A 15,033-nucleotide genomic window follows, 5' to 3' on the forward strand; every position below is an offset into this window, starting at 1 on the left:
GAAAATAACGCGGTGAAAGGGGGCGGCACCAGCTTAGCCCCCTTTGCTTTTCTCTAACGCCTCAATTTCTTTCCAAAGGTTTTCCGCTTCTAGCGACAACATTGAATAGGTGCGTATATCGCCCTTGCGTTGGGCGAGCATGCCCTTTTCGAGTAATTGCGAGTGCTTCTTACGCAACGCTTTCGTTGGATCTTTTGGTTTAAACAAGCCAAACATGGCAACACCTAAAATATTATGAAATCTAAGCTGTATTCGCAGCCAATCACTTTTTAGATCACAAAGCTTGTCTCACTAGCCTGCAAGCCATAACCACATGCTGTGATAAAGCGGAATTCCGATAATCACATTAAATGGGAAAGTCACGCCCAGCGACGCCAACATGGCCAGACCAATATCCGCATCGGGAATGGCGCTGCGAATAGCCACCGGTGCGGCAATATAGGACGCACTTGCGGTAAGTGAAGCAAGAATAATCGCTGAGCCTTCGGGTAAGCCTAAGGCAATGGCCATCGATAAACCAAGGCACGCTAAAACCATAGGCATTGCCACCGCAAAAGCAATCACACGCCAATGACTGCGCTGCAAGCCATGTAGGGTACTGGCGGCCACCATACCCATTTCAAGTAAGAACAGCGCCAATACACCGTAAAATGCATTGGTATACAAACCCGTGACTTGCTCGCCCGCTTGGGGGCCATATAACCAACCGATCAGGACGCCGCCTACCAGCAAAATAACGCCGCGGTTGGTTAAGGTTTCGTGCCAAAGTGCCGCAGTAGATCCCGTATTCTTTCCGCTAAGCTTACGATAAATCAGCAGGCCAAATACGATCGCAGGGAGCTCAAGCAGCACCAGATACAGCGTGACCTGACCACCCGCGAGTAGCTCACGGCCTTGTACATAGGCAAGGGCAACGGCGAATGTACCTGCACTGACGGAACCATAGTGGGCAGTTAAGCTAGCGCTGTTGGCAAGGCTCAAGCGCAATAAATAATAAACAACCGGGAAAATTAGTAGGGGAGAGAGCACGCCTAAAAGCAGCACACCCCCGAGTTCGCTAAACAACCCAGGCCCCATACTTTGATGTAAAGCCATCCCCCCTTTTAAACCGATGGTTAGCATGAGCAACAAGCTGAGCACGTCATAGGCGGCTTTCGGGAGTTTTAAATCAGATTTCACCAGCCCGGCAACAACACCTAATAAGAAAAACATGACGACGATATCGGGCAAAGGAATTTGATTCATAGCGGGCTCCATTTATGTGGTTTCCTATAGTGTAAGAAAACCTTACTGATAAAGTCGATAGAAATAAACTGCCCATACCAGTGAATATTTTTGGAATAAACCCTGAGTGGATCGGTTTATAGTGTGTTGATAACGCAATTTGGTGCAACGAGGAGAACCGCCCGATGGAATCGCAACACCCATTTTTACAGTGGTACGGCGGCGCAGTTGCTTTTGCCACTAGCCTGATGGGCTGTCGGGAGAATGCACGCGATGTGGTACAGCAGGCTTTGTATAAGAGCTTAAGTGCGCGCAGGGTACCGATCGATGAAGCGGCGCAAAAAGTTTGGTTCTATAAAGTGGTGCGTAATTTGTGTATCAATGGCTTGCAGCAGGAGCGTCGTATGCAACGCACGGTCGATGCCGATGCGCTCGCAGCAGCCTATGTTGATTCTGATGAACCTTATGAGCGCTCCGAGCGCATCGCTTGGGTGCGCCAGGGTCTGGCGAAACTCACACCAGAACAGCGTGAAATTGTCGTACTGCGTGATGTCAATGATCTTAGTTACGATGATCTCGCGGAGGTGTTAGGTATTCAGCGGGGTACCGTGATGTCGCGGTTACATCGCGCTCGCATGGCGCTAAGGGATCATCTGATTCGTATCGAAGCAAATGCAGGGGGAGTAACTCATGCAAACTGAGCAACAGCCTTGTGCGGTGGCCGAAGAATTATCTGGTTACTTAGATAATGAACTTTCTCAACAAGAGCAGCAGCGGGTGATGATTCATCTACGCAATTGCCCACACTGCCAACAACTTCTGACGGAGATGCAAGCGATGCGCACAGATATGAAAGTAGCGGTGCATGTATCTGCCGATACCCGAGATTTACCCCAAATCTTGGGTGATAAACCGGCGCGCTGGCTGGGTTTGCTTGGCTGGTCCGCCCTTATTCTTGGCGTGCTGCTGGTGGCGAGTTTTTTCTTCTGGGAATTGGCCGTTGATCTTGTGACAAACGCCAGTATCCCGTGGTGGGTACGGTTTGGTATTGCTGGACTCTACTTAGGTTTACTCGGATTATTCCTGATGGTGCTGCGGCAACGACTTGTCGCTATGAAAACAGATAAATATAGAAAGGTGAAACTATGAAACCCATATTGATAGCGACTACAGAAACAATCGTTGGTGAAGATATTGCCGAAACCTTGGGCGTCGTGCGCGGCAACACCATACGGGCGCGCCATTTAGGACGCGATATATTGGCGGCCCTGCGTAATCTGGTTGGTGGCGAGCTGCATGATTACACCAAGCTCATGGCAGAAGCTCGCGAGCAATCTATTGATCGTATGATGGACGAAGCACGAACGCTGGGAGCCGATGCGATTGTCGGGGTACGTTTTTCTACCTCAGTGATTGCCCAGAGCGCGGCCGAAATATTAGTATTTGGAACAGCGGTAAAACTACGGACAAAATCATAATAACGAGATAAACGATGAATTTATTTTTGGTGTACGTGGGCGGAGATGCCCCTGGTGCGAATATTGAAGTGCACGATGTTCGCTTTGTGGTAGGGGAAAGCATGGAGGCGTGTTATCCAACCTTGCGCAAGCAGTGGTACGGTATTCCGAAAAGCTTACATCTTGATAGCTATGTGCGCATTCATCATGTGGATGGTTACCGTATTGTTTTAGAACGAACACCCTCGGAGCAAACAGAGCGATTATGGTTTGTAAATTTCGGCGGCTATTACCCCGGAAAATTGGCTGAGTTCCATGACTTTACTTTGTGTGTCGCCGCTTCGGATGCAGAAGCAAGACGTATTGGTAGTCAGCGCTTACTTACCGATAGCCTTATGCCACATAAGGACGACATTCACCAAGTTGATAATTGCCTGAGCGTCGATTTATTAGACGGGTGGTATATTCATTTGCAAAAAGATGGCCAACAACAAGAACTGGTGCCTGATTGGTCCGGCTATGAACCCATCGGTTAACCAACTTTGTGTTCAAGGGCTAAGCCAAGGCTAGCAAAGTAATTTAGCCATAGCCGTTGCAGCTTTTGGTTCAATTGCTGATTGGGATACAAGCCAGCTTTCGCCATAGGGCTTTGCAAACAGCCAGATACGAGAAAGTGATTCTTGCGAGCTTGGGTTTGAATCACTTTTTCAAATGCTCGGGCTGCCATTTCTTCCGGTAAGCTAAAATACAGTTGGGCATTTACGTGATCGTAGGTTTGGCAATGACGCATCCAAGAAGAAACCCCTGTGCCTGCGTGATCGAGAAATAGAACGCGAAACACCTCATGTACTATTTGGTTGAGGGGGTGATCTTTATAGCTATCTTGAAGCAGCCAGCCACGACTGGCAAATACCCCATCACCGGGAGGTTTCAATAAAAACTTATCGGCAATGTAGTGATCAAACGCATGAAACCATTCGTGGGCTAAGCTACCGCCGCCGGCATTTTTCGCTAGTGCGAGAATGCGACCACGGGGTTGGTAGTGGGCGCAACTGCCTTGGTTACCGCCGCTACCGAAGGTGAGCGCTAAACTTCCATTCAACGAGATAACCTGAGACGGTACCTTTAAAATCTCCTGCAAATCGGAAAGCGCATCGTAAAATAAGTTCGCAGCGCGTTGCTGCTCGTCAGGAGTGACCCAACGGCCAATTTTGATCTGATAAAATTCAAATTGCTGAACAATGTCACGAAAACTCACGTCATCACCGCCCCTATGATCGGGGCCGTTACGATAAAACTCGCGCTGTAAGCGTGATGCCGTCACTATCTATCGTCCTTTTACCGCTATTGTTACTGTAAAACGGTAAAAATTGTCGCATAAATATCCCCGTTTCGCTGATTATTTTCTGGCGATACTCAGCGCGTAATTTATCTCCTGATGGAATTTGGTTATGGTGGATGCATTAAGCGAAGGGAGAGAAGAATAGTGCAGCGTTTATTTCAGCATCAGCGCCCTTATATGCAAGCGCTGAAAAATGGCCAGAAAGCCAGTGTGGAGAGGCTAGAACGGGAACTTGAGAGTGATCGCGGACGCATTATTAACTCCGCCGCAGTACGGCGACTGCAACAGAAAACACAGGTGTTCCCACTTGAGCGCAATGCGGCGGTTCGTTCCCGCTTAACGCATTCCCTTGAAGTGCAGCAAACCGGACGCTTTATTACCCGGGAAATCTTCCGAAAATTGAAGCAGCGAGATCCTGACCATGAGTTTCTCACTTATGAGCGTGCTGCAGAATCGATGGTGGAGATGGCGTGCTTAATGCACGATATTGGCAACCCGCCCTTTGGTCATTTTGGCGAGGCTGCACTATCTAGCTGGTTTGCCAAGCACGTTGAATCCTTGCCTGCCTTTGCGAGCACAAAAAGCGGCGCCGCAGAATTGCTCCGACAGCAAGTGGTGCGGGAACTGCAAAGCTTTGAAGGTAACGCGCAGGGCATTCGCATCATTGCCGCTTTGCAAAAACTGAACTTAACCTATGCGCAAACCGCTTGTATTTTAAAGTACACCCGACCTGCCACGGATCCTCGACCTGCCGCTTCTGAGCCCTTGAGTTATTTGCAGAAAAAACCGGGCTTTTATCTCTCTGAACAGCCATTTATTGAGGCGATGCAACGCCACTTGGGCATGGCTGAGGGGCATCGTTACCCACTCACCTATGTCATGGAGGCCGCCGATGATATTTCTTACTGCTTGGCGGATCTTGAAGATGGGGTTGATAAGGGATTATTAAGCTATCAGGAATTGGCTCAGTATCTGATTGACGAGTTCGCCCGACAGTATACTCGGGATCCGAACGGCCATTATTTTCGTCAGAAGTCGTTTGCCGATGTGGTGAGTTATGCGCTACAGCGCGCCGAGAAAGAGGCGATTAATAAAGAACATGAGTTTTTTGTGTGGCTGCGGGTGCAATTAGTGCATCCTTTGGTGGATCATGCCGCCGAACAGTTTCATACGCACTGGCATCAGGTTATGGATGGGTCGTTTAACCGCGCCCTTTTAGAGGATGACTCGGCGGCCCATGCGGTAATAGAAACCTTTAAAAAGGTCGCTATTGAACACGTATTCTCTAGTGCAGAAGTGGAAACATTAGAGCTTCAGGGGTATCACATCATTCATCAGTTGTTGGCCCATTATCAGCCCTTATTGATGCTGTCGCGGGAGGATTTTTCGCGTTTGCAGCGCGGTGAACGTAAAGGATTGTTAATTGTTAGCCGCTTGTATAACCGTTTACCGAAAAAACATGTTAAAGCTTATGCACAACTTGCGCAGCGCGACAGTGCCGATGCTGATGTGTGGGAAATGTACTGCCGTTGCCGCTTGCTGCAAGACATGATCAGCGGCATGACTGACGAATATGCGCTCGATGAATATCGTACATTGTCAGCGATTGCGTCATGAGTAAGCCCTGACTTTTAATCGTTGATCGGAGAGGAACTATGGGTATCAAAGCAAACAACTATTTCGGCATTTTCTTCGGAGTAACGCTTATCATTGGGCTTTCTGGGTGCGCATCAGCACCCGATGAAGCAGACCCAGAACCATCTGAACAAGTGGTGCTCGATGATGCCGGTGAATTACGGGTGCAAGCGCGCGGGAACGAACCCTTCTGGACCGCAGATGTTTATCAGGCGCAGGTGCATTACCAATTCATGGGAGAGACGCGCAATGTGGAAGTGGTTGCCGAGACGATTGAGCACAATGATCAGCAAACCCTCGTATTTGCCGACGATCGCGGCAGTCTTAGCTTCTGGGACAGTATTTGTCACGACACCATGACGGGTATGCCTTATCCGTACATCGCTGAGTTAAACACGGGGGAGCGAGTAGTGGCAGGTTGTGCCGGCGCAACTGACGTGCTTATCGCAGGTAGCCAGTGGCATATCGTGGCTATCAATGACGATGGTATTCCGGAGGATGTGCCGATGACATTGAATTTTAGCGACGATGGACGCCTCTACGGACAAGGCGGCTGCAATCGTTATTTTGGCCGCTATACGCTAACCGGTGAAGGAGTACGTTTCAGTCAGCTTGGCTTAACCCGCATGGCCTGTGAAGAGCCGCGCATGCAACTTGAATCACGCTTTATTAATGGATTAGGGGACGTTATTCATTTTGACTTCGACGCCGAGGAAAATCTTGTATTGCATACAGCCAGCGGCGATAAAATCTTCACCAGCCGGCTGCCTCGGGTGAGCAAATAGCTTATCTAGGCCCGGCTAATACTATGTAATGCAATTTCCATCATTCGCGTAAAGGCTGTCTGCCGGGCTTCTGCCGAGGCAGCCTCAGCGGTGACCAAGCTATCTGATACGGTGAGCAAACAGGCGGCATGTTTTCCCAACACTTGGGCATTGTGAAAGAGAGCAAACGCTTCCATTTCAACGGCAACCGCATGATGCGTATGTAAAATCCGCAAATAGTCGTCCGGATCTTGTCGATAAAACACATCGCAAGAGTGAACGGTGCCAGTTTGCAGAGGTAGCGAGAGGGTGTCGGCCGAGGAGAGTAGGCGCTGGTTTAGGGCCGCCGATGGCATGCGAAACGGATCGGGATCGCCATTTTGCACGGTCCCAAAAGTGGACTCGCTGAATACGCGATCGGCAAGCAACACATCGTACAAATTAAGATCGGCACTGTAGGCACCGCAGGAGCCAACACGGATAATATTCTCGACACCGTAGACGTTATACAATTCCCAGGAATAAATACCAATACTTGGCATGCCCATGCCGCTCCCCATAACGCTCACAGGAACGCCCTTGTAGGTGCCTGTATAGGCAAACATATTACGCACCTGATTTACCTGCTGCACATTCTCAAGATAGTGTTCCGCAATAAATTTTGCCCGCAGCGGATCGCCAGGCATCAATACGGTTTTTGCGAATGCCGAAGAGGGCGCTTCAATATGTGGGGTCATGACTGCTCCTTTTTTATTACGCTAATTAGAGCATAAATCACATTAGCAAATGTTGATCCAGATCTTTAATGTTTGTATCTGAGGAAACCGATGGATGGGACCGCGACCAACTCGGTGGGTTGGTCGCATTGTAGTCGTTTTCTAGGCCGGGTTATTAGCCGGTACAGATAATAGGCGCGTCAGCTGGCAAGATTTGTAAATCGCTCAGGATCATGGCTTTCGCTGGGAATTTCCATTGGTCCATAAAGGAGCGACGGGCACGAATCGGACAGGTGCCTGTGTGCACTTTATTCCCGTCGATATCGATCAAGGTGACGGTAAACTTAATGGGTTGGTTGAGCGGATTTCGCAAGGTTGCCAACATTCCGTAATTGCCCGCAACCTGACGGAAATGGTATTCCATTGTACGTTCCGGATGTTGAATTTCATTCACGTGACGTAGTGATTTAACTGAACCAAATTCATCAAACTCTATTTCTACGAACAATCGCTCTCCGGCCAGCACGTAAATATCTTGGTCTTTATCGACAACAGGCCAATAGTAATCGGAACTGTAGTGATACCCGCCATCTATGGTTGCGAGGGAAATATCCGTTTCTCCGCGGCAGGGGTGCTCTAAACAATAGTCGTCCAAGCTCATCGGGTCTGGCGCAATGGTAGGGCCGGAACTGACCTGATAATGGGCAGGTTGGGATGCGCAGCCGGCTAAAAATAAGGGCAAGCAGAGGGCGAACCAGAGGGTGCGCTTGACAAGGGTATTCATAAAGTTATCCAAAATTTACTGATGTCGTTACTATTTATAGGGTGTGTTGGGCTATTTTTTCTGGCACATAGGATTTACAAAAGGCTCCTAAAGCGTCGATACGCATGGGTTTACTGAGATAAAACCCTTGCAGCTCATCACACTGTTCTTCCTGTAAAAACCGAACCTGTGCAGGGGTTTCTACACCTTCCGCAATCACCCGTAGCCGCAATGAACGCGCCATGGCAATAATGGTGCGAACGATGCTATTGCTCTCATCACTGCGTGGTATGTCACGAATAAAACTTCGCTCAATCTTCACTTCATTGACCGGAAGTCGACGTAAAAGGTTCAATGACGAGTAACCGGTACCGAAATCGTCGATGGATACTTGTACTTTTGCCTGACGCAATTCATCGAGCACCTGACGGGTATTTTCATAATTTTCCATAATAGCGGTTTCGGTAAGCTCTAATTGCACAAACGACCAATCGTCGAGATGTGAAAAGCGTTGTTGAAAGGCTTCGGTACAACCGCTTCTTTCAAAATCAAGGGCGGAGACATTAATGGATAAACGCGGTACGTATGTCTGAAATAGTCCGCTATCGTGTAGCTCTTGGAACGCCAATTGACAGACAAAATCGGTGATTTGCCCGATTAATCCTTGCTGTTCCGCCAAGGGTATAAAAATATCCGGACGAATAGGGCCTAATTCCGGGTGGTTCCAGCGTAGCAGTGCCTCGATGCCGGTGATTTTCAAGGATCTTGCGTCAAATTGCGGTTGATAGACGACATATAGCTCGCGGTTGTTTAATGCCTGCTGTAAGTCTTGGCTCAGTTGCAGCCGATTATGCACCGATTCACCAAACATGTGATCGTACAGTCGTAGCTGCCCCTGACCCAATTCTTTGGCTTCCTCAAGAGCAATATTGGTAGCGCTCAGGAGTGATTTTACATCGCTCGCATCATCGGGAAATACGGCAATACCTATGCCCACTTTGGTGCGAAAATTAGGCATGCTTAGAACCTGGAGTTCATTAATCTTTCGCTGTATTTCTCGAATATCTTCGATGCAGGCTTCTAACCCGTTGTCGGTATACATGGCAATCGCAAACTCGTCGCCGCCGGTGCGGGCAATTAAGCATGGCGAATGGGCGTAGCGCTCTTCGAGTAAAGCAGCAATACTCTTGAGTAACTGGTCACCACTTTGATGGCCGGCAGAGTGATTAATCGTGCGGAAATTATCGACATTGATCAAGGCGATAAGAAAGGGTTTGGCGTCGTGGTGATAGTGCCGAATCCAGTTATTCACTTCGTCTCGAAACATTGTCCGATTGAGTAACTCGGTTAATTCATCACGCTCATGCAGTTTGCGCTCACGAGTCAGGGCGTTATACATCAGGTACAGAAAAAGAAGCCCAGTGACAAACACAAAAAACCAACCTTTGTAGGTTTGCATTTGGGTTAAGGTTTCGGTGCTATCAACAAAGCCCTCTAGAAAACGATCAGAATAGAGAATCCAAAGAGCGCCAAACACGACATATATTAATGTACTGGCTAGCGCAGATTTGAATGGCGACATGCATACCCCTATGTGGACCCGTTTTATCATTAGTCTCTTATATTAAAAGTAGCAGGCAACGTGGCGATTACAACGCAAATCAAGATAAGTTACGGTGTATTTTTAAGGGGTAGGTAAGGTAAAATAGCCCGTTAATTTCTTAAAATCGGTATCGAGAATTTTATGTCGCAGCCTGAAATCTATCATCCAGACCATTCTAAGTCTTTGCCAGCTGGCGATAAATCGGCAAAGCAAAAGGCGCAAGGGGCCCATGCGACCATCGGCTTTGTCAGCCTAGGATGCCCAAAGAATTTAGTGGATTCTGAACGAATTCTTACCCAACTGCGGGTAGAGGGATATCAGGTTGTGCCAAGTTACGCCGATGCCGATATGGTGATTGTGAATACGTGCGGCTTTATTGATTCGGCGGTTCAGGAATCCTTAGATGCCATCGGCGAAGCCTTGCAAGAAAATGGCAAGGTATTAGTGACAGGTTGTTTGGGTGCCCGCGATGATGAAATCCGCGAAGTGCATCCGAATGTATTAGCTATTACTGGGCCCCACGCCTACGAAGAAGTGATGTCGCAAGTACATACCCATTTACCAAAGCCAGAGCGTATTCCCTTTGAGAATTTAGTGCCTGATACGGGCGTGAAATTAACGCCCAAACATTTCGCCTATCTAAAAATCTCTGAAGGCTGCAACCATCGTTGCACCTTCTGCATTATTCCATCGTTTCGCGGCGACTTAGTGAGCCGCCCGATCGGTAATGTTCTTGATGAGGCACAGCGCCTTAAAAATGCAGGCGTGCAAGAACTATTAGTGATTTCCCAAGATACCAGTGCCTATGGTGTCGATGTGAAACATCGAACCGGATTTTGGGACGGTCGGCCGGTGAAAACGCGCATGTTAGAGCTCTGCCAGGCGCTTGGTGAGTTGGGCATTTGGGTGCGGCTGCACTATGTTTATCCGTACCCGTCGGTGGATGAGGTCATTCCATTGATGGCGGAAGGCAAAATCTTGCCTTATTTGGATATCCCGTTTCAGCACGCGAGCAAGAAAATTCTGAAACTAATGAAACGCCCCGGCAGTTCAGAGCGGGTGTTAGAACGTATTCAGCGCTGGCGCGAGATGTGCCCTGATTTAGTGATTCGTAGTACGTTTATTGTCGGATTTCCCGGTGAAACGGAAGAGGATTTTGCCGAGCTGCTCGAGTTCTTGCGGGTGGCTCAGTTAGATCGGGTGGGTTGTTTTACCTACTCACCAGTCGAAGGTGCAAAGGCGAATGAATTGCCCGATCCTGTCCCTGAAGCGGTGAAACAATCTCGTTACGAGCGCTTTATGCAGGTACAACAAGAGATTAGCGCGGCGAAGCTACAAGCACGCGTGGGCCAGGAAATGCTGGTTCTCATTGACGAAGTGCATCCAGAGGGGGCTATTGCACGCTCTTATGCAGATGCCCCAGAAATTGATGGGGTAGTGCACTTAAGCGATGAAACCAATGTGAAGCCCGGTCAAAAAGTATGGGTTGAAATTATCCATACTGATGAATATGACCTGTGGGGAGTGGTGGTTCCTGACGACCACTAAAAATGGAAGGTAACGCCGATTCGGCCAGAGTAAGCCCGCGCATAAACGCCCACTCCAGCAAAAAGGTCAATGCGCTGGAAGAGCGGATAGCGGGCTTCTGCATGCAAGCTTGTGGTCGATGAACGATTAACATTGCTGTACTGCAAGTAGGCGTTCAAATCCCAGGTACTTTCAATGATACCGCGCATACCTGCGCGGGTCACAAAACCTGATTCCCACGCGGTAAAGTCGCCAAAGTCGACGTCAACGCGCATTCCACCTGCAAGAATGTAGAGATCGGCAAGATCACTGGCGGCACTGCGGTAACCTGCCAGAAAGGTCGACTGAAAAGCGGTTGCAGTGGACGTTGCTAATTCGGATGTTGATGTGAGTTCGCCACCCGTAGTTTCAATACTGACCAGCCACTGCTCACGAAACACAGCGCTAGCGCGCAAACCCGCCATATCTGCTTTCGGTGCGTTATCGCCACGCCCTGCTTCATGCCAATAAAACAGATCCAAAGTACGCCAGTTGGGACCAGCATGCTCGCTATCCTCTGCGTTGGCCGGCAAAGGTGCAACACTCAGTGAGGTGACAGCTGCCAACACGAGCAGAGATGTAGAATTCCTCACCTTATTTATCCAGTTGTACATGTTGCGCATGATGGCCTCTCTCCTGAGAAAAACGTGATTTCTTGCTGTCCACCGAGGCAGTTTACTAGAGAGGCACGCGACTTGCTACGCTTTGATAAAGTTCAAAACGACCGCGTCCATTGCTTTTCGCGGTATACATTGCTTCATCAGCGAGCCGGGCTAATGCGACTGCGTTTTCAGCGTGCTCTGGATAGAGCGCAATGCCAATACTGCAGGATATGTGATGGGTATTGCCTTCAATCGCAAAGGGTTCAGCAATGGCAGTGAGAATTCGCTCGGCAGTGGCCTGAGCAATCGCGGGAGTATTTTCCGGTGTTTTCAAATCCGCTAGCGCCACCACAAACTCATCGCCGCCAATGCGGCCAACCAGGTCACCCTCTCGCAACGAGCGGCGCAGTCGCAGAGCGACCTCTTGTAATACTAAGTCGCCGACCGCGTGGCCAAACTTGTCATTTACTGGCTTAAAGTAATCGAGATCGATAAACATTAAAGCGACTTGTAGTTGCCCTAACACACATTTACCTATCAAACTTTCCAGCTTGCTGAAAAATAGTTGTCGATTGGGTAATTCGGTCAGCAAATCAAAGTTTGCTCGCTTTTCCATCTTGTGTTGTAAGTGTTTGCTCTCTGTAATATCGCGGGCAATGCCCATGTATTTGATGACAACGCCGTCGTCATCAAAAATGGGCGAGGCATTCGACATATGCCACTGAACGCTGCCATTTTTATGCAGAATTCGATATTCGATACCCGCACGCTTTTTACCGAGGGTGACAATTTCCTGGAGAAACGAAAAACAGGTTTCCAAATCGTCTGGGTGCACAAACTGAGTAAAAGGACGGCCAATGACTTCATGGCGTTGGTGCCCTAATTGCTCAGTCCACATAGGCGATATATAGGTAAAGGCCCCATCGGGGTTTAGGGTATAAATAACATCATTGGCACTTTCCACCAGTGCCCGAAACGTTCTCTCACTTTCAGCGAGGCGCGCTTCCAAAATTTTACGTTCGGTGATTACGGTCGCGTAACCATTAAACAGAATACTCCCGTCGGACATTCGCGCGGGAATATCGTAGGCTGCGAGCCAGATGGTTTTTCCGGCAACAACCATGCGGTATTCTTCATGCCACTCGCACATGGTCTCGACGCTACGTGCGGTCGACTCCATGATGCGATCATAATCATTTGGATGAATTAGCTTAAGCAATGGCATGCCATCGTCACGCAAGGACTCTGGGTTGATGCCAAATAAAACGTGAGCGGAAGACGACGCATAAGGATAGGTTAGGCGACCATCGGGGTGTTGCCGAAGTTGATACACAAAGCCAGGAAAGTGTCGAAAAATAGCATCGAGATGGTCATTCTCGTACTCTTTATCCTGCAATATAGTGGTAATCGATTTACGATCCGTCATGGCAAATAGAGACCTGTAAGGCAACAGACGATGTAACTTATATTTCGCTATACAATAAGCCAAGATTACTATAAATGTACATTTTTTGCGCAGGAATTTGCCCGTAAACGACAGAGATTTAGGAGTACCTAGAAAGAGTCAAAAGCGTGGCTTTTGACTCTTTCTAGACGTCAGAAAAGTAGCAAGTAAGGTTTAGGCCGCTTCGATCGACTGAATGCTATGTGTTGCAGCCGTGATCGAATTTGCGCGGGCTTCATCACCTAAGTTCACACCTTCGGCGCGCACGATAGTGACATCGCTCATACCTAAGAAGCCTAACACCGTGGTTAAGAAGCTTTCTTGGTGTTCCATGGCTGCCGCCACCCCTTCGCTATATACTCCGCCGCGAGCAGATGCGACGAACACACGTTTTCCGGTTACCAAGCCACGCGGGCCTTGTTCAGTGTATTCGAACGTGCGTCCTGCTTGCGCCACACGATCAATCCAAGCTTTGAGTTGGGTTGGAATGGTGAAGTTGTACATGGGTGCGCCAATCACAATGACGTCTGCTGCAAATAATTCTTCGAGCAGGGTTTCGGTTAATGCACTTTCAATCGACTGGCGCTCACTGCGCTCAGCTGCGGCGGTACCACCGGCCATGAGAATTTCGGCGTCGAGGTGGCTGATGGGATTTTGCACGAGATCACGCGTAATGACCTGAGCGTCCGGGTTTTTTGCCAGCAAGCGCTGCACGATTTGCTGACTTAACTGACGGCTTACTGATTGCTCGACAAACAAGCCTGATTCCAGATGTAAAATTTTCATAACAACCTCATGATTCGTTGATGGAGGTGCAGTAGCGCTCCCCTTTTATTCACGGTGCTATGATAAATATGTTCCAATTATCGAACTAGAAATCTAAAATGAGAATTACTGTTCCATATTTGGAACAATATTGGATGAGTCATCTTGTTTTATGAGGGCAAAGCGCAGCGGGGCCTCGATATGAAAGATATTACGAATCTTGCGTGGTTTGCGCACGTGGTTGAGCATGGCTCCTTCAGTGCCGCGGCGCGGACCTTACGCGTGCCTAAATCCACATTAAGCCGACGCATTGCTGATCTTGAAGAAGAGCTGGGCGTGCGCCTATTGAATCGAACCACTCGCAAGCTTTATCTTACCGACGTCGGCCGTGAATTTCTGGTGCACTGCCAAACTGTGGTAGCCGCGGCTGAAGCGGCTGAACAGGTGACTCACTTCGTGCAAGAGAAGCCCAGAGGCAAGGTACGCATCAGTAGTCCCTATGCCATCAGCCAATCGCTGCTGGTTTCAATTATGCCGGGCTTTCTAAAGCGCTATCCCGATGTCCAAATTGATCTTGTGATGACCAATAAACCTGTCAATCTCATTGAAGAGCAGGTGGATATTGCGTTGCGGGTGCGGCCCACCATCGAAGATTCATCGCTAATTGCCCGGGATTTGGTGCCGTCGGCGTCAGCTTTATTTACCAGCCCTGAATTCTTGCAAACACACGGGGTGCCCGAGCATCCGCTAGATCTTTCTGACTGGCCTTCCCTCTCGATGCATTACTCTTCAGGTCGTTATCAATGGAGTTTTACTGCACAGCATGGAGAATCAATCACCATGAACTATCAGCCGCGACTGATTACCGATGATCTTTGGGTGCTGCGTGAGGCTGCGGCAGAGCATCAGGGCGTGGTATCGTTACCGGTCTATTTATGCCGAGAATATATTGATCAGGGTCGCTTGGTGCGGGTTTTGCCGAGCTGGCGCTTACCCGTGGGTAAGCTACACATGGTCTATCCTTATCGGCGTGGTTTACTCCCCGCGGTGCGCGTGTTAATTGATTACTTAGTTGAATGCATGCCCAGTGCTGCCGGCGTAGCCGGGCTTGCGACAGATAGTGACGCATGAGCACGGTATACTTTAAAAACG

At 48.9% G+C, this 15,033-nt stretch carries 17 protein-coding genes; 8 read left to right on the plus strand and 9 right to left on the minus strand.

Annotated elements, in window-relative coordinates; translation table 11 throughout:
- Window positions 1–33 precede the first annotated feature (33 nt).
- Window positions 34–216, minus strand: a complete 183-nt coding sequence (locus HXZ99_RS07700; RefSeq protein WP_194756709.1) for a DUF6435 family protein — start codon at window positions 214–216, stop codon at window positions 34–36.
- 75 nt (window positions 217–291) lie between these two features.
- The gene (locus tag HXZ99_RS07705) at window positions 292–1,230 is read right to left on the minus strand and encodes a sodium-dependent bicarbonate transport family permease (RefSeq protein WP_194756829.1); all 939 of its coding nucleotides are present in this window, start codon (window positions 1,228–1,230) and stop codon (window positions 292–294) included.
- 179 nt (window positions 1,231–1,409) lie between these two features.
- Between HXZ99_RS07705 and HXZ99_RS07710 the strand changes: the two genes are divergently transcribed.
- Genes HXZ99_RS07710 through HXZ99_RS07725 form a run of 4 tightly spaced genes read left to right on the plus strand, consistent with a single transcriptional unit; the run spans window position 1,410 to window position 3,217 of the window.
- Complete coding sequence (locus HXZ99_RS07710) at window positions 1,410–1,925, plus strand: RNA polymerase sigma factor (protein ID WP_194756710.1); 516 nt, start codon at window positions 1,410–1,412, stop codon at window positions 1,923–1,925.
- Complete coding sequence (locus HXZ99_RS07715; RefSeq protein WP_194756711.1) at window positions 1,915–2,373, plus strand: anti-sigma factor family protein; 459 nt, start codon at window positions 1,915–1,917, stop codon at window positions 2,371–2,373. Before HXZ99_RS07710 ends, HXZ99_RS07715 begins: the two co-directional genes overlap by 11 nt.
- A gap of 5 nt (window positions 2,374–2,378) precedes the next feature.
- Window positions 2,379–2,702 carry a YbjQ family protein gene (locus HXZ99_RS07720; RefSeq protein WP_194756830.1) on the plus strand — a complete coding sequence of 108 codons (324 nt, stop codon included), beginning with the start codon at window positions 2,379–2,381 and terminating at the stop codon, window positions 2,700–2,702.
- Window positions 2,703–2,716: 14 nt separating this feature from the next.
- The gene (locus HXZ99_RS07725; protein ID WP_194756712.1) at window positions 2,717–3,217 is read left to right on the plus strand and encodes a DUF1543 domain-containing protein; all 501 of its coding nucleotides are present in this window, start codon (window positions 2,717–2,719) and stop codon (window positions 3,215–3,217) included.
- Here HXZ99_RS07725 and HXZ99_RS07730 read toward each other — a convergent pair.
- Complete coding sequence (locus HXZ99_RS07730; protein ID WP_407928509.1) at window positions 3,214–4,005, minus strand: CLCA_X family protein; 792 nt, start codon at window positions 4,003–4,005, stop codon at window positions 3,214–3,216. The genes HXZ99_RS07725 and HXZ99_RS07730 overlap by 4 nt on opposite strands.
- Before the next feature lie 162 nt (window positions 4,006–4,167).
- Here HXZ99_RS07730 and dgt point away from each other — a divergent pair, with 162 nt between their 5' ends.
- A complete protein-coding gene (gene dgt / locus HXZ99_RS07735; RefSeq protein ID WP_331458481.1) occupies window positions 4,168–5,640 on the plus strand; it encodes a dGTPase in 1,473 nt (490 codons plus the stop codon).
- Window positions 5,641–5,678: 38 nt separating this feature from the next.
- Window positions 5,679–6,443 (plus strand): META domain-containing protein, encoded by a 765-nt coding sequence (locus HXZ99_RS07740; protein WP_194756714.1) that lies wholly within the window; start codon window positions 5,679–5,681, stop codon window positions 6,441–6,443.
- A 5-nt stretch (window positions 6,444–6,448) separates the two neighbouring features.
- Here the strand turns inward: HXZ99_RS07740 and deoD are convergent, their stop codons facing one another.
- From deoD to HXZ99_RS07755, 3 genes are all read right to left on the minus strand, one after another.
- Window positions 6,449–7,159 (minus strand): purine-nucleoside phosphorylase, encoded by a 711-nt coding sequence (deoD, locus tag HXZ99_RS07745; RefSeq protein ID WP_194756715.1) that lies wholly within the window; start codon window positions 7,157–7,159, stop codon window positions 6,449–6,451.
- A 154-nt stretch (window positions 7,160–7,313) separates the two neighbouring features.
- Window positions 7,314–7,922 (minus strand): hypothetical protein, encoded by a 609-nt coding sequence (locus HXZ99_RS07750; RefSeq protein WP_194756716.1) that lies wholly within the window; start codon window positions 7,920–7,922, stop codon window positions 7,314–7,316.
- A gap of 34 nt (window positions 7,923–7,956) precedes the next feature.
- Entirely contained in the window at window positions 7,957–9,483 is a 1,527-nt protein-coding gene (locus HXZ99_RS07755; RefSeq protein ID WP_194756717.1) for a putative bifunctional diguanylate cyclase/phosphodiesterase, read from the minus strand.
- A 162-nt stretch (window positions 9,484–9,645) separates the two neighbouring features.
- Between HXZ99_RS07755 and rimO the strand changes: the two genes are divergently transcribed.
- Window positions 9,646–11,052 (plus strand): 30S ribosomal protein S12 methylthiotransferase RimO, encoded by a 1,407-nt coding sequence (rimO, locus tag HXZ99_RS07760; protein WP_194756718.1) that lies wholly within the window; start codon window positions 9,646–9,648, stop codon window positions 11,050–11,052.
- On the opposite strand, the gene HXZ99_RS07765 is transcribed toward rimO, so the two are convergent.
- From HXZ99_RS07765 to HXZ99_RS07775, 3 genes are all read right to left on the minus strand, one after another.
- Window positions 11,049–11,663 carry a hypothetical protein gene (locus HXZ99_RS07765; protein ID WP_194756719.1) on the minus strand — a complete coding sequence of 205 codons (615 nt, stop codon included), beginning with the start codon at window positions 11,661–11,663 and terminating at the stop codon, window positions 11,049–11,051. The genes rimO and HXZ99_RS07765 overlap by 4 nt on opposite strands.
- A gap of 85 nt (window positions 11,664–11,748) precedes the next feature.
- Window positions 11,749–13,098: a sensor domain-containing diguanylate cyclase gene (locus tag HXZ99_RS07770; protein WP_194756720.1), complete on the minus strand. Its 1,350-nt coding sequence runs from the start codon at window positions 13,096–13,098 to the stop codon at window positions 11,749–11,751.
- 192 nt (window positions 13,099–13,290) lie between these two features.
- The gene (locus HXZ99_RS07775; RefSeq protein ID WP_194756721.1) at window positions 13,291–13,902 is read right to left on the minus strand and encodes an FMN-dependent NADH-azoreductase; all 612 of its coding nucleotides are present in this window, start codon (window positions 13,900–13,902) and stop codon (window positions 13,291–13,293) included.
- Window positions 13,903–14,082: 180 nt separating this feature from the next.
- Here HXZ99_RS07775 and HXZ99_RS07780 point away from each other — a divergent pair, with 180 nt between their 5' ends.
- Window positions 14,083–15,012 carry a LysR substrate-binding domain-containing protein gene (locus HXZ99_RS07780; RefSeq protein ID WP_194756722.1) on the plus strand — a complete coding sequence of 310 codons (930 nt, stop codon included), beginning with the start codon at window positions 14,083–14,085 and terminating at the stop codon, window positions 15,010–15,012.
- Window positions 15,013–15,033 lie beyond the last annotated feature (21 nt).

The sequence above is a fragment of the Aliidiomarina indica genome (assembly GCF_015354615.1).
In the GTDB taxonomy this organism is placed as follows: domain Bacteria; phylum Pseudomonadota; class Gammaproteobacteria; order Enterobacterales; family Alteromonadaceae; genus Aliidiomarina; species Aliidiomarina indica.

Coding starts and splice junctions, on each gene's coding strand:
- HXZ99_RS07750 (WP_194756716.1), bottom strand. CDS start 7,922: ATGAATACCCTTGTCAAGCGCACCCTCTGGTTCGCCCTCTGCTTGCCC.
- HXZ99_RS07700 (WP_194756709.1), bottom strand. CDS start 216: ATGTTTGGCTTGTTTAAACCAAAAGATCCAACGAAAGCGTTGCGTAAG.
- HXZ99_RS07740 (WP_194756714.1), top strand. CDS start 5,679: ATGGGTATCAAAGCAAACAACTATTTCGGCATTTTCTTCGGAGTAACG.
- HXZ99_RS07770 (WP_194756720.1), bottom strand. CDS start 13,098: ATGACGGATCGTAAATCGATTACCACTATATTGCAGGATAAAGAGTAC.
- HXZ99_RS07755 (WP_194756717.1), bottom strand. CDS start 9,483: ATGTCGCCATTCAAATCTGCGCTAGCCAGTACATTAATATATGTCGTG.
- HXZ99_RS07710 (WP_194756710.1), top strand. CDS start 1,410: ATGGAATCGCAACACCCATTTTTACAGTGGTACGGCGGCGCAGTTGCT.
- deoD (WP_194756715.1), bottom strand. CDS start 7,159: ATGACCCCACATATTGAAGCGCCCTCTTCGGCATTCGCAAAAACCGTA.
- HXZ99_RS07715 (WP_194756711.1), top strand. CDS start 1,915: ATGCAAACTGAGCAACAGCCTTGTGCGGTGGCCGAAGAATTATCTGGT.
- HXZ99_RS07775 (WP_194756721.1), bottom strand. CDS start 13,902: ATGAAAATTTTACATCTGGAATCAGGCTTGTTTGTCGAGCAATCAGTA.
- HXZ99_RS07725 (WP_194756712.1), top strand. CDS start 2,717: ATGAATTTATTTTTGGTGTACGTGGGCGGAGATGCCCCTGGTGCGAAT.
- HXZ99_RS07780 (WP_194756722.1), top strand. CDS start 14,083: ATGAAAGATATTACGAATCTTGCGTGGTTTGCGCACGTGGTTGAGCAT.
- rimO (WP_194756718.1), top strand. CDS start 9,646: ATGTCGCAGCCTGAAATCTATCATCCAGACCATTCTAAGTCTTTGCCA.